This window comes from Streptomyces sp. NPDC107498 (genome assembly GCF_055582805.1).
The window spans coordinates 272,683-299,157 of sequence record NZ_JBVJPE010000001.1 but is presented as its reverse complement, the minus strand read 5'-3'; the positions used below and the strand labels follow the sequence as shown (position 1 = coordinate 299,157).

The window sequence follows — 26,475 nt, the reverse complement described above, 5'->3', positions numbered from 1 at the left end:
GGGCCCGGGGAGGGGCCGTTCGTGCGGGTGCGGGCCCGCGGGGTGCCGGGGGCGACGTACCGCCGCCGCCCGGAGCCGTCACGGACGCAGGGCCGTCGCCAGCTGCGCGCGGGAGCGGACGTCGAGCTTCTGGTAGATGCGGGTCAGCCGCGCCTCCACCGTCTTCACGCTCAGGTACAGCTTCGCCGCCGCCTCCTGGTTGCTCGCGCCCTGGCCCACCAGCCGGGCGAGGCGCAGTTCCGCCTCCGTCAGGGCGGAGAGCGCGGGCACCGACTCCTCGACCCCGGCACCGGGCCCGGCGCCCTCGCCGGCCGGCGTCTCGCTCGCCAGGGCCAGCCACGGAGCCGCCCCGGCCCGCTCGAACACCGAGGCCGCCTCGTGCAGGGCCGTCTGCGCCGCCGACCGGCGCCGGCGCCGGCGCTCGACCCGGGCCAGGGCGATCAGCACGCGCCCCCGCTCCAGCGGCAGCCCGGCCCGGCCGAAGCTCTCGGCCGTGCGGGTGAGCAGCTCCGCCGCCTCGTCCGTACGCCCCTCCGACGCCAGGCACAGCGCGTACGCCCGGTCGCAGCCCAGCAGGACCGTGGACCGGCCCAGGCGCTCCGCCACCGGCCGAACCTCCGCCAGGAGCGCCAGGGCCTCGTCGGCCGCGTCCTGGGCGAGCAGCGCCTCCGCCAGCTCCTCGTGCCAGCGCAGCATCGAGGGGTCCACCGTCGACTGGGCGCGCTCGTCGGCCTGGACCCGCCGCAGCGTCTCCAGGGCGGTGGCGACGTCGCCGGTGATCAGCTGGACGCGGCCGAGCGCGTACCGGCTGCGCGAGAGGAAGACGCGGTCGCCCTCCTCCTCCGAGGCCTGCACGCTGCGCCGGGCGTAGCTCGCGGCCCGCGCGAAGCTGCCGCCGGCCGTCTCCGCGAGCGCCAGCGTGTACCAGGCGGGGCCGGGGGAGAGGCCCGCCTCCAGGGTCAGCGCGAGGGACTGCCCCGCGTGCGAGAGCGCGGCCGCGCAGGCGCCCCGGCGGGACTCGATCGCGGCCAGCGTGGAGAACAGCTCGATCGTGTCCTCCACCGAACCGCGCCGCTGGACCAGGGGCAGGAGCGCGTTCAGCTCGTCCCGGGCGTCGTTCAGCCGGTCGTCGAAGAGGGCGTGGCGGATCGTCAGGATCTGGGCGGCGTTGCGGATGCCGAGCGGACGCTCGGCCCGCTCCAGGCCGCGGGCCTGGGCGAGCACGGCCTCGGCGTCCGGGAAGCCGAGGGCCCGCTCCATCCGCGCCTGCACGGTCAGGGCCTGCGCCGCGAGCCGGGGATCGCCCATCGAGGCGGCCAACGCGGCCGATTCGACCGCCGCCGTCCGCGACCGCTCCGGATCGCCGTCCGCCAGCACGTACTTGACGGCGAGCCGCAGCTGCACGGCGGCCCGCAGGGCGGTGTCCCCCTCGGAGTCCTCCATGGCGTGGACGTACATCTCGTCGAGCCCGGTGAGCCCCTGGCCCGCCGTGTCGAGCACGGCGAGCCGCGCCCTGACCCGGTCGGACGGCCCCGCGTCCCGGGCGAGCAGATCGGTGGCGGCCCGCATCGCGAGGTCGGCGCGGGCGGCGCGGGCCGCCTCCTCGGCGGCGTCGACGAGCCGCGTGATCCGCCGCGTCCCGTGCCGACCGGGGGTCGACTCGGCGGCCAGCAGAGCCAGTTCGGCGGCGAGCGCGCTGTTCCCGCGCCGCCGGGCCAGGTCGGCGGCGGCCGCGACCTCGGCGGCGAGTTCCTCGTCCGGCCGCTCGGTGGCCAGCGCCCGGTGCCGCACCGCCTCGACGGGGTCGTCCACGACCTCCGCGAGGGCCGCGTGTCCGGCGCTCCGCTCGGCCCAACAGGCGTCGTGCACCAGGGTGGAGGGCAGCAGTCCGGCGGTGAACGTCACCGAGCCGTCCTCGGACAGCGACACCAGGTCGGCCCGTTCGGCGGCGGCGAGGTCCGCCTCCGCACTGGGCCGACCGGCCCGCCGCACCAGCGTGGCGGAGGGGCGCAGCGCGAGCGCGGCCAGCAGCAGCGTCTCGCGCACGGCGGGCGGCGCCGCGCCCAGGAGCTGGCGGGCCAGGTCGCGGGCGCGCCCGGAGAGCGTCAGCGCCTCCGCGTGGTGCACCGGGGTCCGCGCGTCGGCGAGGGAGCGACCGACGGCGAGCGCGAGGCGCGGGTTGCCGCCGCTCGCGCGGTGGATGCGGCCGGCCATCCGGGAGGGCAGCCGGTGGTGGATGAGGAGCTCGGCGATCTCGTCGGCCTGCAGCGGCGGGACGCGCAGCACGTCCGCCTCGGACGGCACCCAGAGGTGCGCGGCGTGCGGGTCCTCGGGGCGGTGGCTCTCCCGGTGCGGTTCGTGGGTCTCGGCGTACGGCTCGGGGGTCTCCACCGCCACCACCCGCAGCGAGGGCGGGGCCAGGTGGAGGGCGAACCGGAGCAGGTCGGCGCTGTCCGCGTCGATGTGCTGCACCCCGTCGACGACGAGCAGGACGGGGCCGCGGCAGGTCAGGGCGCGCAGGATCCGGGCGATGCCGAGGCGCAGCGCGATCGGGTCCCAGCCGCCGGCGTCGATCGGCGCCTCGCGGCAGAGCATGGCGACGGCGGTGCGCTGGGGGCCCGGCAGCTGGTCGAAGACCCCGGAGGAGAAGATCCCGGAGTTCAGCACGCCGGAGGAGAGGATCCCGGAGGACAGGGCGTCGGGGACGGGGGAGTCGGGGCGGGGCGGGCCCGCCGCCGGATCGGTTCCGGTCGCTCCGGTCCCGTACGGGTCCTGGAGGGGCGCGGCGGGCGGTTCGGGGCGGCTGGTGCCGAGCCCCGGCCAGGTGACGGTCGCCGCCACCGAGGCCACGAGCGCGGCGGCGGCCGCTCCGGGTATCTCGCGGTCGGACGGGAGGGTCGCGAGCCACAGCACGGTCTCGCCGCGGGCCTCCGCGCGGGCCGCCCCGGCGAGCGCGACCTCGGTCTTGCCGACGCCGGCGGGGCCGGTGAGCAGGGCGCGGCCCCGGGCGTGGAGGGCGCGTTCCAGCCGGTTGAGGAGCTCCTCCCGGCCCACCGGGGCAGGACTCTGCGGAGTTGTCGTCACTGTCCACCACCTCCGGCCCCTCGGGGCCCGGCCCATGGACCCCGTGCGCAGAGGATACGGAGCGGACCGGCACAGTCCAGGCCCCTTGTCCGACATACGGACAGGGGGCCCGGGGTGGACGCGCTCCCACAACGCCAGAACGCGCCAGTGGTGTAGACCACGGGCGCGTTGCTGACCAGCAATGATGCTGATGTGGGGGGTGGTTCAGAGGTGGTGCGGGCGGTGCGTCAGAAAGTGAGGCTCCACGAGTCGATGTAGCCGGTGTCACCCGTGGCCACATCGCGGACCTGGAGCTTCCAGGTGCCGTTGGCGACCTCGCTCGACGCGTCGACCGTGTAGGTGGCCAGGACGTTGTCGGCGCTGTCCGAGGAGGACGAGGCCTTCAGGTTGCGCACCGTGCCGTCGGGGGCGACCAGGTCGACGACCAGGTCCCCGCGCCAGGTGTGCTTGATGTCCACGCCGACCTTGAGGGTGGCGGGGGCGTTGCCGGCGCGGCCGGTGACGGCGATCGAGGACGACACGGTGGTGTTGTCGGCGATCGTCACGTTCGTCGCGTTGGTGAAGACGGTGCCGGTCGGCGGGGTCGTGTTGAGGACCGAGTCCACGGCCTTCGCGGAGTCGGCGATGCCGGTGCCGCAGCCGCCGGTGCAGGTGCCGGGCAGCGGGCGGGCGGTGTTCTTGATCGCGGACTCGACGTCGGCCGGGGTGAGCGTGCTCTTGGCCGACTTCAGCAGGGCGGCCAGGCCGGCGATGTGCGGCGCGGCCATCGAGGTGCCCTGGTAGGGCTTGTAGGTCTCGGTCGACTGGGTCGTCAGACCCGAGTTCAGCGTGGAGTAGATGCCGTTCTCGGGGGTGGTGACGGTGCCGGGGGTGTCGGTCGAGCGACGGGTCTCGCCGCCGGGCGCCGACACGTCGACGATGCTGCCGTAGTTGGAGTAGTACGACCGGTTGCCCTCGCGGCTGGTGGACGCCACGGTGATGACGCCGGTGCAGTTCGCCGGGGTGAAGCCGGAGGCGTTGGCGTTGCTGTTGCCCGCGGCGACGACGACGGTGGTGCCGCGCGAGACGGCGCCGTTGATCGCGGTCTGGTAGACGCTCGGGCAGGTGGAGCTCGCGCCGCCCAGGCTCATGTTGATGACCTTGGCCGGGTTCGGGTTGGCCGGGATGCCCGGCACGGAGCCGCCGGAGGCCCAGGTGATGGCGTCGGCGATGTCGGAGGACGAGCCGCCGCACTTGCCGAGCACGCGCACGGGCTGGATCTTCGCGTTGTACGCGATGCCCGCGATGCCCTTGGTGTTGTTCGTGGTCGCGGCGATGGTGCCGGCCACGTGGGTGCCGTGCCAGGAGGAGTTGGAGGCCGTGGAGCCGGTGCCGCACTCGCCGGCGGTGGCGTTCCAGTCGCCCTCGTCCTTCGCGTCCGCGTCGCGGCCGTTGCCGTCGCGGGCGTCGGTGGAGTCCGAGATGAAGTCGTACCCGGCGACGACGTTGGACGCCACGTCCGAGTGGGCCGCGTAGCCGGTGTCGATGACGGCGACGGTGACGCCGGAGCCGGTCGTCCTGTCCCAGGCGGCAGGAACGTTCATGCCGCCGGTGGGCTCGAAGAGGTCCCACTGCTTGGCGTAGTCGGTGTCGTTCGGGGCGACCGCCATCGCGTAGGCGCGGATGTCGGGCTCGACCGAGGCGACGGAGGGGTCGGCGCGGAACGCGTCCATGACCTCGGTCACGTCCTGCTTGGTCGCCTTGTCGCCCAGGTCGACGAGGGCGCCACCGCCGGCGAGGCGGCGCTCGAAGGAGAGCTTCTCGCCCGTCTTCGCGGCCTTCTCGGCCGTGTCGCTCTTCGCGGCGGTGTTGGAACCGGCCTCGGCGGTCCGGCTCTTGTAGGTGACGATCACCTTCTCGACGGGGGCGTCGGGCAGCGCCCGCATCGCCTGGGAAGCCGGAACCGGCTTCGGGCTGGCAGCGACCGGGGCGGCGGCGAACGCCCCGGAGGTCATGGCAGCGGCACCGAGGATCGCGGCGCTCGCGACCACGGATATGACTCTCCGCCTGGAACCGTTCAAGGTGTGGCCCTTTCGAGTACGACGTAACTGCGGAGCAGTGGCGGCGGCGCGGGGACGCACGGGGCGAAGTGGGGTCGCGTCCGAGGTTCCCTGGGCTTGGGGGGCCCGTGCGCCGCCACCGGCGCGACGGCCCGGGTCAAGGCCGCCACCGGCGGACAGCACCCTCCGCATGCACCTGTCATGGTGCGCTCGGGGGATGATATCTGCCGGTGCGGAGGACAGTAGGGAACGGGGGGGTGAACCCGATACGGGGAAAACCCTTGTCACCCCTCACGGGGCGGCGGGGGTCCGGTGAGGGGAGGGGGACGAGGGGATGCGCGGAGGCGTCCGGAGACGTGCGGGGCGCGGGACGTGCGGAGACGTGCGGGGCCCGGGCGAGGAGCCCGGGAGGGGCCTGGCCGGAGGCCTGGGGGCGCCGCGGCGAGGGGAGGTTCGGACGGTTCGGGCGGTTCGGGCGGTTCGGACGGTTCGGACGGTTCGGGCGGGAGGGCGAGGTGCGGCGGGGTCAGCCGAGTTCGAGCGTGGTGACGCCGAAGACGCGCTCCCGTGCCACGGGGCGGACCGGGCCCGTGTACATCCGGGCCGTCTCGAACGTCGGCTCCAGGCCGCGCTCCCGGGCCAGCCGGGCCGCCGCCGGATTCGCCTCCGGCATGTCGACCGCGATCCGGGCCGCGCCGAACTCCCGGGCCTCGGCGGCGAGCCCGTCGAGCAGGGCCGCGGCGTCCGCCGGGGTGTCCGCGAACAGCGGCCCCACCCGGGCCTCGTCCTGGGCGGGACGAACCACCCCGTACCCGGTCAACCGGCCGTCGGTCACGCGGGCCAGCGCCCGATGGCCGGGGGTGGTCAGCCAGGTGTTCAGGAACCGGGGCCGGTCGGCGTGGTGGCACGCGTTGTCGTACGCGGAGAGGACGGCCGGATCGATCCGCCCTGCGGCCACGAGGTCGGCCGCGGGGCGGTCGGGGGCCGGGACCTCGCCCACGTACCGCGCGGTGCGGTGGGCGGTGGTGAAGCCGGAGCGGCGGTAGTTGTCCTGCTGGGCCGGGACCCCGTCGAGCCCGACGGCCCGGCCGCCGGCGTGGGCGAGCGCGGCGCGCCAGGTCGCCAGCCCGTAGCCGAGGCCGCGGAGTTCGGGGCGGACGAGGTAGAAGCCGAGGAAGGCGTAGGAGTCGTCGTAGGTGACGACCGAGACGGCGGAGACGGGCTCCCCGTCGACCCGGCCGAGGAAGAAGCCGGCGGGGTCCTGGGCGAAGAAGGCCGGGACGTCGGAGAGCCCGGGGTTCCACCCCTCCTCGGCGGCCCAGGACCGCACGAGCGCCCAGTCCTGCGGCGTGGCGGACGAGACGGACAGGGAACCGGGGGAGGCGGAGGTCATGGGTGTCCTTCGACGGCCGGGCCGGGGAGGCGGGCGGACGCCCGGGCGGTCGGAAGCCGGGCGAAGCGGGGCGAGCATAGCGCCGTGCCGGGTTCCGCCGGTCCGCCGCCGATCGATTCCGGCCGCGGGGCGGCGCCTTCCCCACCCGCGGGCTGCGCCCGGCGGAGCGGTGCCCCCACCATCCGCCGTGCGGGGCCCGCGCGCTCCGGGGCGGTGCCCTCCCCGCCACCCGACGTGTGGGCAGTCGTCCCGCTGGGCGAGGGGGTCCCCCTGCTCGAGCAGTGCCGAGAGCTTGGGGGAGGGTGGGCACACGGGACGGCGCCCGTAGCGGCGCCTCCGCGTTCCGCGCCTGGGCCCGCACCCGTGTGCGCCGTACCTGCCGGTGCGGGTTCGGGCGCGGGAGCCTCGGGTGCCGGCAGGGGCGCCGTTCCGTTGTGCCCACCCTCCCCCAAGCTCTCGGCTTCGCTCGAGCAGGGGGGACCCCCTTCGCCCCGGCGGAACGGTTGCCCACAACGGGGGGTGGGTGGGCGCAGCCCGCAGCGGGGCGGGCGCCGCCCCGGCGGAACGGTTGCCCACGACGGGGTGGGCGGGGGCGACGTCCCGGCCGAACGATTGGCCACAACGGGCCCCGGCGGGTGGGCGGGCTCGTAGGGGTGGGGGGCGGTGTTCAGTGGATCAGCCGTAGGCGGGAGGGTGCCACCGCGAGGCGGACCGTCTGGCCCCAGGTCAGTTCGAGGGCGTCCGACTCGACCCCGTCGCCGAAGGCGACCAGGCGGTCCGACTCGACGGTGAGCCGCAGCCCCCGCCCCGCGTCCAGGAGGCCTTCGACGCGGGTGGTGCCGGTCGTCGGTGACGGCCAGGCCTCGCGGACGAACCAGGCGAGCCGCGCGTCCGCCGGCGCGGGCAGGGCGAGCGCGCTGGAGCGCTGTTCCCACAGGGAGCGGAGCCAGCCCGTGGCGCCCGTGCCGGTGCCCACCAGGACGCCCGAGGAGGCCTGGGGCTCGGGCGGGAGGTCCGTGCCGTCGAGCCCGAGCGCGTAGCGGGCGGTCTGGTGGCCGGGTGGCCCGACGTAGATCTCGTTCAGCGCGAGGAGCCGCTGGGCGTCGTCGGTGACCGCCTCGACCATCGTCAGCTCGTCGACCGCCGCCCCCGCCCCCGCCGCGTACGGCAGCAGCCGCCGTGCCCGGTCCGGGCGGTGCCGGACCAGGACGCCCGGGTTGCGCCCGGGGTCGGCGTCGATGCCGATGACCGGCTGCCCCGTCAGGTACTTCGCCGCGTTGGCGACCAGTCCGTCCTGTCCGACCACCACGACGACGTCCTCGGGCCCGAACAGGAACCGGTCCAGGTCGGCGCGTTCGACCCGGGTCTGGCGCCACGTCAGCGGAACCGCGGCCGCCACCTCGGCGAGCGCCCGCCGGGCGCGTTCGTGCCGCTCGCGCACCGCGTCGACGGAGCGGCCGCGCGCGGAGAGGAAGAACGCGGCCTGCCCGTGCGTGCCGTGCCGGGCGAGCAGCTCCTCGTACTCCGTGGTCCGGTGCACGAGCACCGCGCGCGGCGCGAGGCTCACGGCCGCGCCCCGCCCTCGCCGCCCAGCCTGGCGAGCAGCCCGGTCAGCACGTCCGGGGAGAGCGTCAGGTGCTCGATGCGCGGCAGGTTCTCCGCCGCCCGGGTCACCGCCAGGGCGTGCAGGGTCGCCGGGTCGGCCTCCGCGTGCGCCCGCAGCCACGCGGACTGCGCTCCGGCGCGCGCTTCGCCGACCTCCCGCGCCGCCTCCGCCTCGGCCCGGGCCAGCCGGACCTTCCGCGCGGCCTCGGCCTCGGCCCGTACCGCGTCGGCGGCCGCGTTCTCCTCGGCCTCGCGACGCGCGTTGGTGCCGCGCTGCTCGACGAGCCGCTCCTCCTGCCGGGCGAGCTCGATCTTGCTGGCGAGTTCGTTCTCGGCGATGGCGCGTTCCCGCTCGACGGCGACCGCGCGCCGCTCGTACGTGGCCCGGTCGGCCTCCTGCTGGATCTGCTCACGCGCGGGCGTGCGCAGGGCGCGCTCGACCTCGGGCTCGGGGCGGATCGCGACCACGCGGACCGCGACGACCTCGATGCCGGTGTCCGGAAGGCGCGGTTCGGCGGCGAGTCCGGCCGCGATGCGGTCGCGTACGGCCGCGACGCCGTCGACGAGCGCGGCGGCGAGCGCGGTGCGGGCGAGGACGTCGAGGGCGTGCTGCTGGGCGGTCTCGGTGAGGAGGGTGGCGATCTGCTCCAGTGGCGTTCCGCGCCACGCGCCCGTGTCGGGGTCGATCGAGAAGTCGAGCCGGGTGGCCGCCGCGCCGGGGTCGCCGATCCGGTACGTGACGGTGGACTGCACGCTCACGTCCTGGAAGTCCGCCGTGCGGGCGTGGAAGGCCATCGCGAGCTCGCGGTCGTTCACCGGCACCTCGGAGAGGGCGGCGGTGAGCGGCCGGAACCAGAAGCTCAGCCCTTCGCCGTCGTGCACGAGCCGGCCGCGGCGCTGGTGGCGGATGTGGGCGGTGGGCGCGGAGCGCAGATGGCGCCAGCCGGCCCGCCGGGTGATGTCGGCCATGGAAACCCCTTGTCGTCACATTGACGATAGGGGGTGCGGGTAATTGTCGTCAAGGTGACGCATTCAGGTGGGTGCGGCTGCCCGGAGGGGCGGCGGCCGGTCCGTGAGCGGAGGGGGCCCCTCACCCCGCGACCGGGGCCGGCAGCGCCTCGCCCTCCGGTGTGCCCCGACCGGTGACGCGGGGCGCCTGCCTCGGCCGCGCCTCCGGGGCGACGGGCGGCGCCGGTACGGCCGCGAGCAGCACTTCCCCGAGCGGCGAGGCCGCCGGGACCGGCGAGGTCGACGGTGCTGCCGCCGCGGGGCCCGAGACCCTGGCCGACGGGACCGCGACCGGTGTCGGCCCGGCCGTCGCCACCGGCTCCGTCGACGCCGGTTCCGCCGCCGCCCCGCCCTTCGTCAGCAGGACCACGCCCCGCGCCGCGACCAGCGACGCGGCGGCCGCCGTCAGCCAGCCCCAGGCGCCGGCGCGGAAGGTCTCGCCGAGCAGGGCCACGCCGATCACCGCGGCGGCCGCCGGGTTGGAGAGGTTGACGACGGCCAGCGGTGCCGCGAGCCCGCCCCGGTAGGCGGCCTGGGACAGCAGCAGGCCGCCGGTGGCGAAGCCGGAGATCAGCACCGCGAGCAGCGCGGTCTGCCACCAGGTCGGCTCGGTGCCGGGCAGGTCGAGCGCGAGTGCGGCCGTCAGGGTCTGGGTGAGCGCCGAGGCGACGCCCGAGGCGATCCCGGAGGCCGTGGCGTGCCCGAGTCCGCGCGCGGCCGTGCCGCCGGTCCCGCCCCGCCGGCGCCCGTGCAGCCGCCCGGAGGCCAGTGCGGCGATCAGGAGCGCGGTCGCCGCGGCGACGACCAGGGACTCGCGCAGGCTGAGCGCCTCGCCGGGGGCCGTGGGGCCGGTCACGGCGACGAGCCCGACGAGTCCGCCCAGGGTCCACAGGGCCCCGCGCCATTCGGTACGGGTCACCCGGCGCCGTGCGCAGTACGCGCCCAACGGCAGCGCCGCCACCAGCGTCAGCGCGCCGAGCGGCTGGACGAGGGTCAGGGGGCCGTAGTGCAGGGCGGCCACGTGGGCGAGGGCTCCGGCCGCGTTGAGGCCGACCGCCCACCACCACTGCCCGCGCGCGAGCAGGGCGCGCAGCGCGCCGCGCCCGTCGGGAGCGGCGGGGGAGGCGGCGGCGAGCCGGGCCTGGGCGACGGCGGCGAGCGCGTATCCGGCGGCGGAGACGAGGGAGAGGAGCACCGCGAGCGCGGTACCGGCGGCGGGGTTCATCGCAGGGCTCCGACCGGGAGGGGTGCCGCACCGAGCGGGCGGGGGACGGGTGGGGGCGTTGTCGGCCGGCCGGGCGCGCGGACGGCGAGCAGCGCGAGGCCGAGGAGGACGGCGGCGGCGAGCGCGTCGAACCAGTAGTGGTTGGCGGTGCCGATGATGACGAGCAGGGTGAGCAGCGGGTGCAGCAGCCAGAGCGCCCGCCACCGGGACCGGGTGGCGGCGATCAGGCCGATCGCGACCATGAGGGCCCAGCCGAAGTGCAGGGACGGCATGGCCGCGAACTGGTTCGCCATCGAGTCCGTCTCCGGCGTCGCCCCGTAGACGGAGGGGCCGTAGACGCGGGCGGTGTCGACGAGTCCGGAGGCGGCGAGCATCCGGGGCGGCGCGAGCGGGACCAGGAGGTGCAGGGCGAGCGCGGCACCGGTGACGAGGGCCAGCACCCGGCGCGACCACAGGTAGTGCGCGGGGCGGCGCCAGTACAGCCAGACGAGGAAGGCGACGGTGGCCGGGAAGTGCACGGCCGCGTAGTACGTGTTGGCCGCCCGGATCAGCGGTTCGCCGTGCAGGAGGAGCTGCTGGATCGTTCCCTCGCCGGGGAGGTGGATCGCGCGCTCGGCGTCCCAGACGCGGTCGGCGTTCCGGAAGGCGCGGGTCTCGTGGCCGTTGGCGAAGAGCCGGCCGAACTTGTAGACGAGGAAGAGCGCGGTGACGAGCAGGAGCTCGCGCAGGAGCGGCGGCCGGGCGGGGGCGGGGGGCGAAGCGGGCGGGGCGGGCGCGGTCTCCGGCCCGGGATCCGCTTCCGGCCCGCGTTCGGGAGCGGCCCCCGCATCCTCCTGGCGCCCGTCGCGCTCATCGTGCCCGTCGCGCTCATCGCGCCTGGCGCGTCCGTCATGCCGGGCGGTGTCCGGGGTAGGGGGGATTCCCGGCCCTGCGGGACGTGGTCCTCGTGTCCCGGGTATCCCGACAGCCATAGCGCGGCCCTCTAATCCGTCAAATCGCCAGCAAACGGAGTGAGCCTAGATCCGTTTTCATCGAGACGCAAGCGTCTCGATACGTTTGCGTCTCGATTGTGCACCCCCTACTCTCGTATGTGCAGAGCCAGAGGTGTCCGGGAGGATCGATGTCCACAGAGGCCGCGACCGCCGCAGCCCGTCGTAGCAAGATCACGCCGGAGCGCGAGACGGAGCTCTACGACGCCGTGCTCTGTCTCCTCCGTGAGGGCGGCTACGACTCGGTGACCATGGAGGGCGTCGCCGCCCGCACCAAGTGCGGCAAGGCCACGCTCTACCGGCAGTGGGGCACCAAGCCCCAGCTCGTGACCGCCGCCCTCGCCCGGCGCCGCTGCATCGTCTTCGCCGGCATTGACACCGGTGGCCTCGCCGGCGACCTGCGCGAGGCCGCCCGGATCGCCGCCTCCCGGCGCGAGCGGGACACCGAGCTCATGGAGGCCGTCGCCCAGGCCTACATCCAGCACCCCGACCTGCGCGCCGCCCTCCGCGAGACCGTCATCGCCCCCGAGGTCGCCGCCATCGACGCCGTCGTCGCACGGGCGGTCGAGCGCGGCGAGGTCGACGCCGACAACCCGGCGATCGGGTTCGTCGCCCCTTGTTTCATGGGCATGCTCCGCATCGAGCGGCTCTTCGAGGAACGGTTCGCGGACACCGCGACCATGCGCACCTTCGTCGACGCCGTCCTCCTCCCGGCCCTGGGCGTCGAGGGCTGAGACCGCCGGCCCGGCGCGTCGGCCGGAGCGGGCGGTCCCGCCCACGCCGCCACGGCCCGCCCCGCCCGCCGCGCACGTCGAGAAGCACGAGCCGCCCGTGCTCCGCGCGTCGGGGGAGGCGGGGTCCGGCTCCGTCCCGCACCCTGGAGCCATGGCCGCCGCCCGCCGCACCCCCGACGTCCGCGTCCGCCGCGTCTACGAGGACTCGTCACCCGACGACGGGGTGCGCGTCCTCGTCGACCGGCTCTGGCCGCGCGGAATCAAGAAGACGGACGCCCACGTCGACGAGTGGCCCAAGGCGCTCACCCCGTCCATCGAACTCCGCCGCTGGTACCACGGCCCCGAGGGCGAGTACGAGGAGTTCTGCCGTCGTTACGGGGCCGAGCTCGGCGCCCCGGAGGCCGCCGCGGCGCTCGACCGGCTCCGGGAGCTCGCCGCCCGCGAGACGGTCACCCTCCTGACGGCCGCGAAGGACCCGTCCGTGAGCCACACCTCCGTACTGCGCCGGGAACTGACGGGCTGAAGCGCGGTGCGGGAGGTTGCGGCAGGGCGGCGCCCGGCCGCCCTGCCGCGCCGGTCGGCTCTCCTCGCCCCGCCACGAGAACGACGAGGCAGGACCGGCGCCCCGGCGCCCCGGCGCCCCGGCGCCCCGGAGACCCGGCGCCCCGGAGACCCGGCGGCCCGGTGGACCGGCGCCCCATCGACCCCGGGTCGACGGGGCGCCGGCTAACGGGCCCCGGGCCGCAGCCGGGGTGCCTCCGCCGCCGCGTCCACCACCAGGTCCCCGCCCTCCGTGCGCCCGGCCAACTCCCGCGCCCACGCCACGAGTCCGCCGACGTCGATCCCGTACGCGCCCGCGGGGGAGCGGCCCGCCCCCGCCAGACGGCCGGCTCCCCGGTGCAGCAGCCTGGCCCCGCCCGCCGTGTTGCCGCGGGCCGCGTGCGTCAGGCCGACGGCCAGCTGGGCGAGCCCCTGCCACAGGTCCCGCTCCTCCTCCGGGCCGGACTTCCAGGCGTCCTCGAAGACCTCGTGCGCGTGGAAGGGCATCCCGGCGTCGAGCAGCCGCTGTGCCTCGCGCAGGGTCTCGTCGGGGCCGCGCACGACCCCCTCGGGCTGTCGCGGCACCCCCTCCGTCCCGTACGGCAGCGGCCGGCCGAGCCCGTCGCGCGGCCGGGCGCTCCGGGCGCGCCCCGCCTCGTCACGATCCCTGCCGCCGGCCCCGCCGCGCCCGCCCTCGTCACCCGTTGTCCGGTTCACCCGTCCATTGTCACCCCCTGGACGATCACGAGCGCTAGGCTCATCGGTCCGGCACCGTTCCGATCCGCGCGGGTCGTGCCGGACGCGTCATGCCAACAGTTCGTGTGTGGGGAGTGAGTCACCGGTGCCGACGGATCCCGAACAGTCGCCGCCCGCAACGCCGTTCGCGCCGGACGTCTCCGACGCGGAGCGGAGTGGTCCGCCGGACCGCGGCCGGGAGCGGGGCGGCCCGCCGGAACGAGGCCCGGAGCGGGCCGGTCTGCTCGAACGCGGCCCGGAACTCGCCGCGGCCGCCCACGCGGTCGACGCACTCGTCGCCGGAGCCAGGACCGGCGGCCCCGGACGCGGCGGCATCCTCGTCTACCGGGGCGACGCGGGCATAGGGAAGACCGCGCTCCTCGCCGAGATACACCGCACCGCCCGGGACCGGTGCACCGTGCTGACCGCCCGGGGCGGCGAGACCCTCACCTCCGTCCCCTTCCACCTCACCCGCCAGCTGCTCCAGCCCGCCCTGGACGGCTTCGACGCCGACGAGGTGCGGCAGCTCTTCGGCGACCACTTCGACCTCCTGGCCCCGGCCCTCGGCCTCGCCCCGCCGTCCTCCGACGCGCCCGCGGACCCGCAGGGCGTGCTGCTCGGCCTCGCCCGGCTCTTGGACCGCCTCGCGGACCGGTTGCGGGACCGGCCCCCGGTGCTGCTCGTGGACGACGTCCACTGGGCCGACGCCGAATCCCTGGCCTGGCTCGACGCCTTCACCCGGACCCGGCACGACGGCCGGCTGCCCGCCCTCGTCGTCCTCGCCCACCGCCCCTTCGTGCGCGAGCCGCAGGGACCCGGTCCGTCCGCGACGCTCGCCGCGCTGGCGGACCGCGCCGTCCTCACCCTGGGCCTGCACGCCCTCACCTCCGGCGCCACCGCCGCACTCGCCCGGGACGCCCTCGGCGGGCACGCGGACGAACCGTTCTGCCGCGAACTGTGGACGGTGACCTCCGGAAACCCCTACGAGATGGTCGAGTTGCTGGCCAAGGCCCGTGACCGGATGCTCGAACCCGTCGCCGGCTCCGCCGGCCTCCTCCGCGACCTCGGCGCCGGCACCCGCGGCGGTGGACTCGTCGCCCGCCTGGAGGAGCTCGGCAGCGGCCCGACGCAGCTCGCCTGGGCGACCGCGGTGCTCGGCACGGACAGCACGCCCGAACTCCTCGCGGCCCTCACCGGCATGAACGAGAAGCAGGTCGCCGAGGACACCGAACGCCTCCGGGCCGCCAGGATCGTGACGGCGCCGACGACCGGCCGGAACGGCCTCGCCCTCGTGCCCGTCCCGCCGCTGGAGTTCACGCACCCGCTCATCGCGACCGCCGTGTACGGCTCCGTGCCCTCCGGCGTACGGACCGCCCTGCACGGGCGCGCGGCCTGGGCGCTCACCCAGGCGGGCCACGGACCGGCCGCCGTCTCCCGCCACCTCCTGGAAGTGCACCCCGACGACGACCAGGAGGTGGTGAGCCGGCTGCGGGCCGCCGCCGTCGAACACCTCGCCGTCGGAGCCCCCGACGCCGCCCGCCGCTGCCTGGAGCGGGCCCTCGTCGAACCGCCCGGCCCCGACGCGTACGCCAGGGTCCTGTACGAACTCGGCTGCTCCTCCCTGCTCACCGCGCCCGCCGCCACCGTCGGCCACCTGCGCTCCGCGCTCGAACTGCCGGGTCTCGACGACGACCTGCGCATCGACGCGACCTTCCGGCTCGTCCAGGCCCTCGCCCACAACAACCAGCTCCAGGAGGCCGCGCGGACCGCCGCCCTCGAACACGCCCGGACGCCGCCCGGCACCGGCCGCCGACGGCTCCAGGGCGCGCACTTCGTGTACGAGGGGTTCCAGGCCGCCGAGGCGGACGGCCCGGACCGCTCCCGCCGCCTCGCCGAACTCACCGCGGGCTTCACCGGGGCCGACAACTCCGAGCGGGCCCTCATCACCGTCCGCGGCTTCGACGCGATGATGCGCGGGGAGCCCGCCGCCGAGGTCGTACGGCTCTGCGACCTCGCCCTCGTCGACGGCGCACCCGCCCGGGGGCTCGGTTGGACCGATCAGGAATGGGGCTTCGAGATCCCGTCCCTCACCGGCATCGCCTACGCCTTCGCGGACCGCCCCGACCGGGCCGAGGCCCTCTTCACCGAGGCGGTCCGGGCCTTCGAGATCTCCGGCTGGAGCGGCGCCCACCTCGCCTTCGCCCACACCCTCCTGGGCCTGGTCCACCGGCGCCGCGGCAACCTGCCCCGCGCGCAGCACCACTTGGAGGAGGGGCTCCGGCTGGCCGACCGCGTCGGCGACGGCCTGCCCGTCCACTGGGACACCGCCTGCCTCCTCGTCGACACCCTCGTCGCCCGGGGCCGCATCGGCGAGGCGCGCGCCGTCGCCGACCGGTACTCCTTCGGGCCGCCCTGGCCGGGCGCGATCGTGCTGCCGGACGGCCCCAGCGTCCTCGGCCGGCTGCTGCTCGCCGAAGGCCGCGTCGACGAGGCCGTGTCCACCCTGGAGGGCGCCGCCGAGGCCCTGACCGTCCGGGGCCGTCACCACATCGTCTGGGCTCCCTGGCCGCTCGACCTCGCCCGCGCCCTGGCGCCCACCGATCCGGACCGCGCGGTCCGGATCGCCCGCGAGGCCCACGTCCACGCGGAGCGCCTCGGCACGCACACCGCCCTCGGCGAAGCCCTCCGCTGCCTGGCCCTCTTCGCCGACCCGTCCGAGTCCCGCCGCCTCCTGGAGCGGGCCGTCGAGCACCTCGCGGCGTCGCCGTCCCGCTACGAGGAAGCCCGCGCCCGTCTCGACCTGGCGCACGCCACCGGCTCCGCCGAAGCCCTCGCCGAAGCCACCGCCCTGGCCGCCACCTGCGGCGTCGACCTCCTCACCCCGGAGGCCGTGACAGCCCGTGCGTCATCCCACCCTCCGGAGTGAGGTAATGTTTTCCCTGCACGGCGACGCGGGAGGAACCCCGCGGAGACGCGCATCGGGACGTGGCGCAGCTTGGTAGCGCACTTGACTGGGGGTCAAGGGGTCGCAGGTTCAAATCCTGTCGTCCCGACTCGAAGGAGTCGTAGGTCGAGGGGCCGTTTCAGAGAGATCTGAAACGGCCCCTCGACCGTTTCAGGGGCCGCTCGGGGACCGATCGGCCTTGACCCGCCCCGGCGGGCGACCGCGATCGCGGTGGGCAGGGACCCGGGTGCGCGGAGCACGCCGAGCCGGGCGGTCGGTGCGGCGCCGGCGGCTGGACGACCTGCTCGATCGGGTCCCCATCGACCTGCCCGACACGACGGTGCGGGTCGGCGACCCGGTGCCGTCCAGGGCGCCGGCCGTCCGGGACGAGGCGTTCGCCGGCCCCGCCTCGTACGTCGCGCTGTCCAGCCCCGTCGGTCGAGGACCGCCGTGGCTTCGACCTCGACCAGGCGGCCGGGGTCGGCCAGAGCGGTGACACCGACGCCGGTGAGCGGTGGCGTCGGGGTGATGCCGAGCTTCTCCGCCGCCCGTGCCGCGCCTTCCGCGAACACGGGTGACGTGTCGGGGCCTTGGGTTCCGGACGATCACGAGGGGATGCGGGCAGTCGAATTCCGAACCATTTCCGCGATGGTGCAGGTCAGGGGGTCGTTCGAGTTTGGACCGCCCGCGGCGTCTGCGCCCGGGAGGCGGGGCGGAGTACCGGAACACCGCCTCTCAACTGGCCGAACGATCGGTTGGTAGGAGGCTGTCGGAGGGCGCGGCCGGAAAGGTGCGACCACGTGTGCGATCACCCTCCGCGTCGACAAGACTCCGGTGCGCGGCCGATCGGCTCGCATCACCCCCGTCACCCCACGAAGGGACACCCCCGTGCGTTACTTCCGTACCCTCGGTGCCACCGCGTTCGCCACCGCGACAGGCCTCGCGCTCGTCGGCACCGCCTTCACCGGCACCGGCACCGCCGAGGCGGCGCCCGCGAGCCTCTACGCGCCGTCCGCGCTCGTGCTCACCCTCGCTGAGGGCGCGCACCCGGCGACCGGCACCGTCGTCCGCGCGGTCACCCTGACCTGCGCCCCCGTGCCGTCCGGCAGCCACCCCGCGCCGGAGGAGGCCTGCGGGGAACTGGCCTCCGTGGACGGCGACTTCACGGACCTGACGGGTTTACGGGGAGGCCGCCCCTGTACGCGCGAGTGGAACCCGGTCACGCTCACCGGTGACGGCGTCTGGCAGGGCCGGCGCGTCACCTGGTCGGCGACGTACGGCAACCCGTGTGAACTGCGGGCCCGCACGGCGGACAGCGCGGTCTTCGCGTTCTGACGGAACCCCCGGGGCCGGCTTCCCCCGGAACACCCGACCCGCCGGCCCTCCTGGTGAATCCAGGCAGGGCCGGTGCCGTGCGACCCGTACGGTGGAAGCAGCGGTTACCGCGGAGCGGCAGGGGCGAACGGCCGGACCCGGGGCCCGGTCGCGCGACGTCGTCCATCGGTCCTGCGGCAAGCCGCGGCAGTTCCCGCCGGAGCCCCGCGCGCCCCGCACCGTCGGACCGGGCGCCTCCGTCCACCGGCGCCCCCGGTCCCGACGGCGTCCGCACCACGGCCCCGAGGAGGTCGAGCGGTCGTCCTCCGCATCGCCCTCCCGAGGGCGAGGACCGGCCGGTGGAGGCCACGCGCTCTAGGAGAGGGTCCGGTCGGCAGCGGGCAGGGCCTGTTCGGCCCAGATGACCTTGCCTTCCGGCGTGTACCGAGTGCCCCAGTGCTCGCTGATCTGTGCCACCAGGAACAGTCCGCGGCCTCCCTCGTCCATTCCGGCCGCGTACCGCAGGTGCGGGGCGGTGCTACTGCTGTCCCACACCTCGCAGGTCAAGGTGCGATCGCGCAGGAGACGCACGTGAACCGGCGCCGCGCCGTACCTGATGGCGTTGGTGACGAGCTCGCTGAGGATCAGTTCCGTGCTGAAGGCGAGTTCGTCCAGGCCCCACTCCGCGAGCTGCTCGGCCGCGCGGACGCGCACGGTGCCGACCTCGCGCGGGTCGAACGGAACGTCCCACCGGGCGACCCGGTCGGGCCCCAGGGTGCGTGTCCGGGCGATGAGCAGCGCGATGTCGTCGGACGGCTGGCCGGGGAGCAGGGCGTCGAGTACGGCGCGGCAGCTGGCGTCCGGGTCCCGGTCGGGGCGGCTCAGTGCCGTACGCAGCCTCTCCAGGCCGTCTGCGATGTCCCGGCTCCGCTCCTCGACCAGCCCGTCGGTGTACAGGACGAGCTGACTGCCCTCCGCCAGGCGCAGTTCCGCGGTCTCGAACGGCATGCCTCCCAGCCCCAGCGGGGGGCCGGCCGGCAGCTCCGAGATCGTCGTCGTGCCGTCCGGGGCGACCACGAGCGGTGGCATGTGTCCGGCCCGTGCCATGGTGCAGTTCCGGGAGATCGGGTCGTAGACGGCGTACAGGCAGGTCGCGCCCAGGACGCCGCCCTCGGGGGCGGTGCCGTCGCCTTCCTGGTCCATGCGCTGGACGAGGTTGTCGAGACGGGCGAGGAGTTCGTCGGGCGGCAGGTCCAGGGAGGAGAAGTTGTGCACGGCCGTGCGCAGCCGCCCCATGGTGGCGGCGGCGTGCAGACCGTGCCCGACGACGTCTCCGACGACGAGCCCGACGCGGCTTCCCGACAGCGGGATCACGTCGAACCAGTCCCCGCCCACTCCGGACTGGGCGGGCTGGTAGAAATGCGCGACGTCCACGGCGCTCTGCTCGGGCAGGCCCCGTGGCAGCAGGCTGCGCTGGAGCGTCACGGCGAGATGGTGTTCGCGCGTGTAGCGGCGGGCGTTGTCCATGGTGACCGCGGCGCGGCCGACGAGCTCCTCCGCCAAGGACAGGTCGTCCTCGTCGAACGGTTCCGGCTTCTGCGACCGCCAGAAGTTGACCACCCCGAGCACGACGCCCCTGGCCTTCAGCGGAGCGGCGATGAGCGAGTGGATCCCGTAGGCGACGATCGCCGACGTCCGGCGCGGGTCCTGGGCGTGCCAGCCCGGCGCGTCCCGCAGATCGGGTACGAGCTCGACTGCGCCCGTGCCGTAACCGCGGGCCTGCGGCGTGGACGGCAGGAAGCCGATCAGACTGCCGAGCGGGTACAGCGGGTGATCGGAGCGGATGCCGTTGACCGCCGTGCGCCGCATGTCGTCGCCCGGGCCGGGTTCGTCGCCGTTCAGCACCGGGTCGGCCAGGTCGACCGTCACGAAGTCCGCGAACCGGGGAACGGCGACGTCGGCCAGCTCCTCGGCGGTCCGCACCACGTCGAGCGTGGTGCCGATGTCACCTCCGGCGTCGTAGAGCAGCTTGAGCCGTCTGCGGGCCGTTTCCGCCCGGCTGCTCAGGAGCCGCATCTCGGTGGAGTCGCGGATGGTGACCGCCGAGCCCTGCGGGCGGCCCCCGGGGCGGGTGGGCCGCTGATTGACGACGAGCAGCCGGTCCCCGGCCTCCAGCACCTCGTCGGTGGCGATCCGGCCGGACAGCAGCAGGTCCGCCATCCGGCGGTCCATGCCGACCTCGTCGACGGGGCGTCCTTCGGCGTCGTCCGGCAGGTCGAGCAGCCTTCCGGCCTCGTCGTTCGCCAGGAGCAGCCGTCCTTCGCCGTCGGTGATCAGCACCCCTTCGCGGACGGCGTGGAGCACCGCGTCGTGGTGCTCGTACATGCGGGTCATCTCCTGCGTGCCGAGCCCGTGTGTCTGGCGGCGGAGTCTTCGGCTGATCAGCGCCGTGCCGACGGTGGCCAGCGCCAGGCCGCCGGCGATGGACAGGAGGATGACCGGAAGCTGTCGGTTGGCGGCGCCGGTCACGTTCTTCACCGTCAGACCCGCCGAGACGAGGCCGACGACATCGCCTTCGGGCGAGTCGACCGGCACGATCGCCTGGATCTCCTTGCCGAGCGGCCCCTGCACGCTCTCGGTGTACACCCGACCGGCGAGCGAGGGCTCGATCGTGCCGACGAACTGCTTGCCGATGAGATCGGGCTGGGGGTGGCTGTAGCGGACGCCGTGGGTGTCCATCACCACGATGAAGTCGACCCCTGCGGCCTTGCGCGTCTCCTCGGCGAGGGGCTGCAGGACCGAGGACGGGTCCGGCGCCCTCAGCGCTTCCCGCAGGCCCAGGGACTTCGCGAAGGTCTGCGCCACGGAGACCGACCGGTTGCGCGCCTCCCGGTCGATGTCGTGCCGCGACTGCAACAGCAGGGCCAGCAGGGCCCCGGCGGCGAGCAGCACCACGATCGCCACCTGAAGGACGAAGACCTGCCCGGCGACGCTTCCGGATCTTCTGCCTAGGCTCGACCGCACCGGTACGCCGGACGCGAGAGACAAGACGGGCTCACAACCCCAGTTGTAACACCTCCCCGCGGCCGGGTCTCCCGGTGCTCACCGTACGCGTCGGGGCCGCCCCACAGGGTCTCCGCGCTTCGCGGGCCGCTACCCCGCAGCCACGACCGGGCCGGCAGTGACCTGAGGGGCGTGGGGGAGCAGCGGCGCGAGGTTGTCCCTCACGAAGTCCGCCGCCCGCTCGATCGACTCCTCGGCCCCGGGCCGGTCTTCGAAGACGCTGGTGGAGACCATCACCCCGTCCCCGGCGTCCACCCAGTAGTAAGCCACGAAACCGGGGACCCGGCGCAGGAGGGGCACGAATCCCTCGTCCACTCGACGTCCTGCCTCGGCGGAGTCGGTCACTCCTTCGTAACGACGAATCACTGCGTACACAGCTGATCTCCTCATGGATCCCAAGGTCACCTTGCACGAAACGGCATACCCCCGCCGGGCGTCTCCCGCTCGGTGGACCTCCGGAGGTGACCTGGACGGGCGCATCGGCGAGCCGGACCGGCATCGGCCGTGGCCAGGACGTCGCGGCCGCTCTCACGTCACGGTGCGCCGCGCGTCCTGTCGGTCCCCGACCCGTCGGCAGCGTGCCCCGTCCACGTCGGCGTGTCCTGATGCCCGACCTCACCTCGGCGGACCGGGGGGCACCGTCGCTCCGGGGACCGTGAGGACTTCCCCGGGGCGTCAGGCGTGCGGTGGAGTCGGCCGGGGCGGGGCCCCGGGCCGGGTCAGGAGGTCGGGACGGTGTTGACGTAGTCGGTTCCGGCGCTGTAGAAGCCGTCCACCGTCTTCTGGACGTCCGCCGGGGAGACGACCTCGTCGGCCTTGTAGTACACCCAGTTGACCTTCACGTCCCAGCTGCGCGGACCGCCGGTGAAGGGCAGGTCGACGAACCAGTTGCTGAAGTGGATGTCCATCTTCTCGCGCGGGACGTACTTGCCGGAGCTGGTGAACAGCTTCTTGCCGTCCAGGGAGTAGGTGACCTTTCCGTCCATGGCGGTGATCACCATGGTGTGCCAGCCCCCGAGCCGCTGGTTGAGCGTGTGGCTGATCCGGTCCGGCGGATCGGCCTTGTACCAGCTGACGTTGTCGAGCCGCGGCCCCACCGAGCCCCAGCCGCCGTTCGGCATGTACTCGAAGTCGAGTTCGCTGTAGTTCTCCGAGGAGTCCGAGGAGGAGATCGGGAAGAAGGTCTGGACGACGTGGTCGCCGTTGCGCCCGCTCGTGGGCTTGTCGCTGAGGTGGACCCGGGCGGCGAAGGTCCCCGTGAAGAGGTTCCTGCCGGTGGTCTGCACCTCGACCTGCTCGGTGCCCTGCGCGGTGCCGTCGGTGGAGGACCGCAGGCGCAGGGCCCTGCCCCCCTGGGCGGTCGTGTCGGAGAGGAAGCCGACGCCGGCGGCGGACCAGGTGTCCTTGATCCCCGGGCCGCCCCCGCCGGTACGGATCTCCCAGCCGTGGGCGGCGAGCGAGGGGTCGTCGGCGCCGTCGTAGTGGAAGTCGTCGAACAGCGTTCCCGGCGGTCCGGTCGGGGTCGGCGAGGCGTCCCGCGCGGGCGGGGCGGCGTCGGCGTCCCCGCCGGACGCGGGGTCGGCGGAGCACGCGGCGAGCACGCACAGGAGGGCGGGCAGCGTGAGCACGGTCCACGCGCGGCGACGAGGGGTGCGGCGGGGCTGGCTCACACGGGCTCCTTGGGGATGTCGAGGCGGTACCTGGGCACGCCCTCTGCGTGATGATCACGCGATGATCACATCGAATCGAGGCGTCATCCTAGCGAAGGGCCCAAGCCTCACCGCTCCGCGTCCCCCGAACCCGCGATCGACATACCGATCCGATTACAACGCCTGATCGGATCATGTCAAATCAGTACATCGTGCCCAATTTCCTTTGGGTCGTGCACTACTGTCCGCTCTACGCTTCAGCGGTTTACGAACCCTGCACAAAAAGGCCACAAGAGATGCGCCAAGTCATCACGTCCGTCGAACACGGTGCGATACCCCGGGCACTGCCCGCCCCGGCACCGGTGTTCGTCGACCAGTCGGGTCTGCGCAGCCGTCTGCTGCGGCGCTTCGGCTGGCCGCTCTCCGTGGTCGGCGCGATCCTGGCGGCCGCCATGGCCAGCAGTCTGATCGGCATGCAGTCGGACGCCCCGGCGATGGGGATACCGCCGGAGCCCTCGTACCTGCCTGCCAAGGGCCCCTTGTCGCCCTCCTCGCCCTAGCGGGCGCGGCCTCCGACGCCCCACCCGAAAGTTCGGCCACCGCGCCGAAGCCCGCGACATTCCACGACACACCGCGACCATCGTGCCGCCCGGAGCAACGCCCGCGGGCCGGCCGCGCGTGCCTGATCGTCCGCACCACCCATTTCCAGGAGCGCCTTTGTCCCGCCACCAGCGTCGTCGGCAGTCCCTGCTGAGACCGCGCCGACTGGCTGCGCCGCCGCTGCGCTTCTTCATGCCGCTGTCCCTGCTGGCCTGCCTGCTGGCGCTCCTCGTCCTGCGCGGCCTCGCCACCAACGAGGCGTTCCACGACACCCGGATCGCGACCTCGGTCGACAAGACGACCGTGCCGGAGAACCTGCTCAAGGGCGGCCCGATCATCGACGCGCGAGGCGCCAAGAACGAGCGCCCGACGAGTTATCGGATCCCCGACCACACCGTGGTCCTGAGCTTCGACGACGGCCCCTCGCCGGAGTGGACCCCGAAGATCCTGAAGGTGCTCGCGGACCACGACATCCACGCGGACTTCTTCGTGACCGGCGCGATGACCACGCGCCACCCGGAGCTGATCCGGCAGATCGTCGCGGGCGGCCACGAGATCGGCGTGCACACCTTCACCCACCCCGACCTGGCCTACCAGTCCCACACCCGGATCAGCTGGGAGCTGGCGCAGACGCAGCTGGCGCTGGCCGGCGTCGCGGGCGTCCACAGCGCGCTGTTCCGCCCGCCGTACTCCTCCGACGCCTCGGCGCTCGACGACTGGAACTACCCGGTGATCAAGTACGTGGGCTCCCACGGCTACCTCACCGCGTTCATCGACCGCGACACCGACGACTGGAAGCGTCCCGGCGCCGACGAGATCGTCAAGGCGGCGATGCCGCGCAAGCCCGGTGCGGGCGAGCTGATCCTGCTGCACGACGCGGGTGGCGACCGAAGCGAGACCATCGACGCGCTCGAGCAGATCATCGAGAAGCTGCAGGGCGAGGGGTACCGCTTCGCCACCGTCTCCGAGGCGCTCGGCGCGACCAACGCCACCGTGCCGGTGCACGGCTACCAGCTGTGGGCGGGCAAGGGGTTCATCTGGGCCAGCCAGGCCGCCGTGCTCACCCTGCCGGTGCTGGTCGCCCTCCTCGCCGTCGTCGGCTTCCTCAACTTCGGCCGGTTCGCGCTGATGCTCGTCCTCGCGCCGCTCCACGCCCGGCGCTCCCGGCGCCGGAACGCCTGGGGGCCACCCGTCACCGAGCCGGTCACCGTCCTCGTCCCGGCCTACAACGAACGCGAGTGCATCGCGAACACCCTCAACTCGCTGGCCGCCAGTGACTATCCGATCGAGGTCATCGTCATCGACGACGGCTCCACGGACGGCACGGCGGACATCGTCGAGGCGATGGCCCTGCCGTTCGTCCGGCTGATCCGCCAGGTCAACGGCGGCAAGTCCACCGCGCTCAACACCGGTGTCGCGGCCGCGTCGCACGACATCATCGTGATGATGGACGGCGACACCGTCTTCGAGCCGTCCACCGTGCGCGAGCTGGTCCAGCCGTTCGGCGACCCGGGGATCGGCGCGGTCGCGGGCAACGCCAAGGTCGGCAACCGCGACAGCCTGATCGGCGCCTGGCAGCACATCGAGTACGTCCTCGGCCACAACCTGGACCGCCGGATGTACGACATGCTCAACGTCATCCCGACCATCCCCGGCGCGGTCGGCGCCTTCCGCAAGGAGGCCCTGCGGCGGGTCGGCGGGATGAGCGACGACACCCTCGCCGAGGACACCGACATCACCATGGCGGTGCTCTGCGACGGCTGGCGGATCGTCTACGCCGAGCGCGCCCGCGCCTGGACCGAGGCCCCCGCCAGCGTCCAGCAGCTCTGGTCCCAGCGGTACCGCTGGAGCTACGGCAGCATGCAGGCGATGTGGAAGCACCGGCGCGCCGTGGTCTCCCGGGGCCCGGCCGGGCGCTTCGGCCGGATCGGGCTGCCGCTCGTGGTGCTGTTCGGCGTGGTCGCCCCGCTGCTCGCGCCGCTGGTCGACATGTTCCTGCTGTACGGGGTGCTGTTCGCGGACGCCCCGATCACCCTCGCCAGCTGGGGCGGCTTCATCCTGCTCCAGGCCGCACTGTCCTGGTACGCCTTCCGGCTCGACGGCGAGAAGCCCCTGCACCTGATCAGCCTGCCGATCCAGCAGGTGGTCTACCGGCAGCTGATGTACATCGTCCTGTTGCAGTCCGCGATCACGGCGCTGACCGGTGGCCGACTGCGCTGGCAGAAGCTCCGGCGCACCGGCGAGGTCGCCGTACCGATGGAGGTCTGACCGTGACCGCATCCTTCGAGTACCGGGGCACCCAGGACACCGTCCAGCTCCGGATCCCCGTCATCCTGCCCCGGGAGCCCGAGCCCGAGCCGGCGGCACCGGCCCCGCGCAAGGGCGGCCGGGACCGTTATCTCGACCTGCTGCGCGCGCTGGCGCTGGTCCGTGTGGTGCTCTACCACAACTTCGGCTGGTTCTGGCTGCCCATCGTCTTCCCGTCGATGGGCGTGATGTTCGCGCTGGCCGGGTCGCTGATGACGCGCTCGCTCAGCCGTCCCGCCCTCGGCGTCATCCGGGGCCGTCTGCGCCGACTGCTGCCGCCGATGTGGCTGTTCGGCGCGGTCATGCTCACCCTCGAGATCGCCGACGGCTGGGGGCCCGACGCCGAGGGTCACCCCGACTGGTGGTGGGGCAAGCTGCTGTTCTGGCTCGTGCCGCTGAGCACTCCGCCGTACGCCGAGTCGCTGAACGGCTTCGACCACCTCGTGGGCCAGGGCTGGGCGGTGCAGGTCATCGTCCCGCTCTGGTACCTCCGCGCGTACCTCTGGTACGTCCTGCTCTCGCCGTTGATGCTGTGGGCGCTGCGGCGGATGCCGGTGGTGACGCTGTCCGTGCCGATCGCGCTGGCGATCGTCATGAACACGTTCTTCATCGACCAGGAGTTCATCTACAGCCGGGTCTGGGAGACCGTCAGCGACTTCGCCACCTTCGGCTCCTGCTGGATCCTCGGCATGGCCCACCAGGAGGGCCTGCTCAAGAAGATCCCGCAGTACGTCGTGCCGTCCGTCGCGCCGCTGGTCATGGTGGCCGGCTGGTGGTACCTGCAGACCCGACCGGTCGATCCGACCGTGCCCACCGACATCGAGAGCTGGCCGATAGCCCAGGCCCTGTGGTCCTTCGGCTTCGTCGCCGTCCTGCTCCACGTCAGCCCCTCCTGGGAGCAGTGGCCCAGACCGCTGGAACGGTGGAACGGCCTGGTCAGCCTGCTCAACTCACGCGCGGTCAGCGTCTACCTCTGGCACGAGGCCGCGTTGGTGGCCGCCATCCCCCTGATCGACCCCCTCTGGTCCGTCGAGTTCTTCTACGAGCACGGCCGGTGGCTGCTGACCAGCCAGTGGTTCCCGCTGATGGTGGGGATCCCGCTGATCGGACTGCTGGTGCTGACCTTCGGCTGGATCGAGGACGTGGCCGCCAAGCGCCCGCCACGGCTCTTCCCGTACCCCCGCCGCGTGCGGGGCAGGCGCCGGGCCGGCCTCTGACGCGGGCGGTGCGGGTCGGCCCCCTATCG

General features: G+C 74.2%; 18 protein-coding genes, 1 tRNA gene and 1 pseudogene. 8 read left to right on the top strand and 12 right to left on the bottom strand.

Translation table 11 applies throughout. The annotated features are described in order from the left end of the window. Positions 1-78: 78 nt before the first annotated feature. The 7 genes from ACZ66Z_RS01380 to ACZ66Z_RS01350 form a co-directional block, all read right to left on the bottom strand. On the bottom strand, positions 79-3,120 hold the full coding sequence (locus ACZ66Z_RS01380) for a helix-turn-helix transcriptional regulator (protein WP_469931901.1): 3,042 nt from the start codon (positions 3,118-3,120) through the stop codon (positions 79-81). A 191-nt stretch (positions 3,121-3,311) separates the two neighbouring features. Then, the gene (locus tag ACZ66Z_RS01375) at positions 3,312-5,114 is read right to left on the bottom strand and encodes a S8 family serine peptidase (RefSeq protein WP_469931900.1); all 1,803 of its coding nucleotides are present in this window, start codon (positions 5,112-5,114) and stop codon (positions 3,312-3,314) included. 535 nt (positions 5,115-5,649) lie between these two features. After that, a complete protein-coding gene (locus ACZ66Z_RS01370) occupies positions 5,650-6,516 on the bottom strand; it encodes a GNAT family N-acetyltransferase (protein WP_469931899.1) in 867 nt (288 codons plus the stop codon). A 667-nt stretch (positions 6,517-7,183) separates the two neighbouring features. Next, positions 7,184-8,083 (bottom strand): hypothetical protein, encoded by a 900-nt coding sequence (locus tag ACZ66Z_RS01365; protein WP_469931898.1) that lies wholly within the window; start codon positions 8,081-8,083, stop codon positions 7,184-7,186. Continuing rightward, positions 8,080-9,090, bottom strand: coding sequence for an SPFH domain-containing protein (locus ACZ66Z_RS01360; RefSeq protein WP_190160357.1), 1,011 nt, complete (start codon positions 9,088-9,090; stop codon positions 8,080-8,082). Before ACZ66Z_RS01360 ends, ACZ66Z_RS01365 begins: the two co-directional genes overlap by 4 nt. A gap of 121 nt (positions 9,091-9,211) precedes the next feature. Continuing rightward, positions 9,212-10,354, bottom strand: a complete 1,143-nt coding sequence (locus ACZ66Z_RS01355) for a DMT family transporter (RefSeq protein ID WP_469931897.1) — start codon at positions 10,352-10,354, stop codon at positions 9,212-9,214. Continuing rightward, positions 10,351-11,325 (bottom strand): phosphatase PAP2 family protein, encoded by a 975-nt coding sequence (locus ACZ66Z_RS01350; RefSeq protein ID WP_469931896.1) that lies wholly within the window; start codon positions 11,323-11,325, stop codon positions 10,351-10,353. The genes ACZ66Z_RS01355 and ACZ66Z_RS01350 overlap by 4 nt, the downstream gene beginning before the upstream one ends. A gap of 149 nt (positions 11,326-11,474) precedes the next feature. On the opposite strand from ACZ66Z_RS01350, the gene ACZ66Z_RS01345 reads away from it, so the two are divergent. Together ACZ66Z_RS01345 and ACZ66Z_RS01340 are read left to right on the top strand one after the other, a co-directional pair. Continuing rightward, positions 11,475-12,077 (top strand): TetR/AcrR family transcriptional regulator, encoded by a 603-nt coding sequence (locus ACZ66Z_RS01345; protein WP_469931895.1) that lies wholly within the window; start codon positions 11,475-11,477, stop codon positions 12,075-12,077. Between the two features lie 151 nt (positions 12,078-12,228). Beyond that, on the top strand, positions 12,229-12,600 hold the full coding sequence (locus ACZ66Z_RS01340; RefSeq protein WP_469931894.1) for a DUF488 domain-containing protein: 372 nt from the start codon (positions 12,229-12,231) through the stop codon (positions 12,598-12,600). Positions 12,601-12,803: 203 nt separating this feature from the next. Here the strand turns inward: ACZ66Z_RS01340 and ACZ66Z_RS01335 are convergent, their stop codons facing one another. Further along, the gene (locus ACZ66Z_RS01335) at positions 12,804-13,334 is read right to left on the bottom strand and encodes a DUF309 domain-containing protein (protein WP_469931893.1); all 531 of its coding nucleotides are present in this window, start codon (positions 13,332-13,334) and stop codon (positions 12,804-12,806) included. Positions 13,335-13,593: 259 nt separating this feature from the next. Between ACZ66Z_RS01335 and ACZ66Z_RS01330 the strand changes: the two genes are divergently transcribed. Together ACZ66Z_RS01330 and ACZ66Z_RS01325 are read left to right on the top strand one after the other, a co-directional pair. Next, positions 13,594-16,278 carry an ATP-binding protein gene (locus ACZ66Z_RS01330; RefSeq protein WP_469932244.1) on the top strand — a complete coding sequence of 895 codons (2,685 nt, stop codon included), beginning with the start codon at positions 13,594-13,596 and terminating at the stop codon, positions 16,276-16,278. A 53-nt stretch (positions 16,279-16,331) separates the two neighbouring features. After that, positions 16,332-16,405 (top strand) — tRNA-Pro (locus ACZ66Z_RS01325). Positions 16,406-16,733: 328 nt separating this feature from the next. On the opposite strand, the pseudogene ACZ66Z_RS01320 reads toward ACZ66Z_RS01325, so the two are convergent. Beyond that, positions 16,734-16,883 (bottom strand): annotated as a pseudogene (locus ACZ66Z_RS01320) (RidA family protein); the annotation flags it as partial. A 301-nt stretch (positions 16,884-17,184) separates the two neighbouring features. On the opposite strand from ACZ66Z_RS01320, the gene ACZ66Z_RS01315 reads away from it, so the two are divergent. Continuing rightward, positions 17,185-17,631 carry an SSI family serine proteinase inhibitor gene (locus ACZ66Z_RS01315; RefSeq protein ID WP_469931892.1) on the top strand — a complete coding sequence of 149 codons (447 nt, stop codon included), beginning with the start codon at positions 17,185-17,187 and terminating at the stop codon, positions 17,629-17,631. A gap of 354 nt (positions 17,632-17,985) precedes the next feature. Here ACZ66Z_RS01315 and ACZ66Z_RS01310 read toward each other — a convergent pair whose 3' ends face one another. The 3 genes from ACZ66Z_RS01310 to ACZ66Z_RS01300 form a co-directional block, all read right to left on the bottom strand. Continuing rightward, the gene (locus tag ACZ66Z_RS01310) at positions 17,986-20,574 is read right to left on the bottom strand and encodes a SpoIIE family protein phosphatase (RefSeq protein WP_469931891.1); all 2,589 of its coding nucleotides are present in this window, start codon (positions 20,572-20,574) and stop codon (positions 17,986-17,988) included. A gap of 189 nt (positions 20,575-20,763) precedes the next feature. Then, positions 20,764-21,048: an antibiotic biosynthesis monooxygenase family protein gene (locus ACZ66Z_RS01305; RefSeq protein WP_469931890.1), complete on the bottom strand. Its 285-nt coding sequence runs from the start codon at positions 21,046-21,048 to the stop codon at positions 20,764-20,766. Between the two features lie 344 nt (positions 21,049-21,392). Further along, positions 21,393-22,343, bottom strand: coding sequence for a glycoside hydrolase family 16 protein (locus ACZ66Z_RS01300; RefSeq protein WP_469931889.1), 951 nt, complete (start codon positions 22,341-22,343; stop codon positions 21,393-21,395). 275 nt (positions 22,344-22,618) lie between these two features. Between ACZ66Z_RS01300 and ACZ66Z_RS01295 the strand changes: the two genes are divergently transcribed. From ACZ66Z_RS01295 to ACZ66Z_RS01285, 3 genes are all read left to right on the top strand, one after another. Next, positions 22,619-22,882, top strand: a complete 264-nt coding sequence (locus ACZ66Z_RS01295) for a hypothetical protein (RefSeq protein WP_469931888.1) — start codon at positions 22,619-22,621, stop codon at positions 22,880-22,882. 157 nt (positions 22,883-23,039) lie between these two features. Further along, on the top strand, positions 23,040-25,190 hold the full coding sequence (locus ACZ66Z_RS01290; protein WP_469931887.1) for a bifunctional polysaccharide deacetylase/glycosyltransferase family 2 protein: 2,151 nt from the start codon (positions 23,040-23,042) through the stop codon (positions 25,188-25,190). A gap of 2 nt (positions 25,191-25,192) precedes the next feature. Continuing rightward, on the top strand, positions 25,193-26,446 hold the full coding sequence (locus ACZ66Z_RS01285) for an acyltransferase family protein (RefSeq protein WP_469931886.1): 1,254 nt from the start codon (positions 25,193-25,195) through the stop codon (positions 26,444-26,446). Positions 26,447-26,475 lie beyond the last annotated feature (29 nt).

Coding starts and splice junctions, on each gene's coding strand:
- ACZ66Z_RS01380 (WP_469931901.1), bottom strand. CDS start 3,120: ATGGGCCGGGCCCCGAGGGGCCGGAGGTGGTGGACAGTGACGACAACT.
- ACZ66Z_RS01370 (WP_469931899.1), bottom strand. CDS start 6,516: ATGACCTCCGCCTCCCCCGGTTCCCTGTCCGTCTCGTCCGCCACGCCG.
- ACZ66Z_RS01360 (WP_190160357.1), bottom strand. CDS start 9,090: ATGGCCGACATCACCCGGCGGGCCGGCTGGCGCCATCTGCGCTCCGCG.
- ACZ66Z_RS01355 (WP_469931897.1), bottom strand. CDS start 10,354: ATGAACCCCGCCGCCGGTACCGCGCTCGCGGTGCTCCTCTCCCTCGTC.
- ACZ66Z_RS01350 (WP_469931896.1), bottom strand. CDS start 11,325: ATGGCTGTCGGGATACCCGGGACACGAGGACCACGTCCCGCAGGGCCG.
- ACZ66Z_RS01345 (WP_469931895.1), top strand. CDS start 11,475: ATGTCCACAGAGGCCGCGACCGCCGCAGCCCGTCGTAGCAAGATCACG.
- ACZ66Z_RS01340 (WP_469931894.1), top strand. CDS start 12,229: ATGGCCGCCGCCCGCCGCACCCCCGACGTCCGCGTCCGCCGCGTCTAC.
- ACZ66Z_RS01295 (WP_469931888.1), top strand. CDS start 22,619: ATGCGCCAAGTCATCACGTCCGTCGAACACGGTGCGATACCCCGGGCA.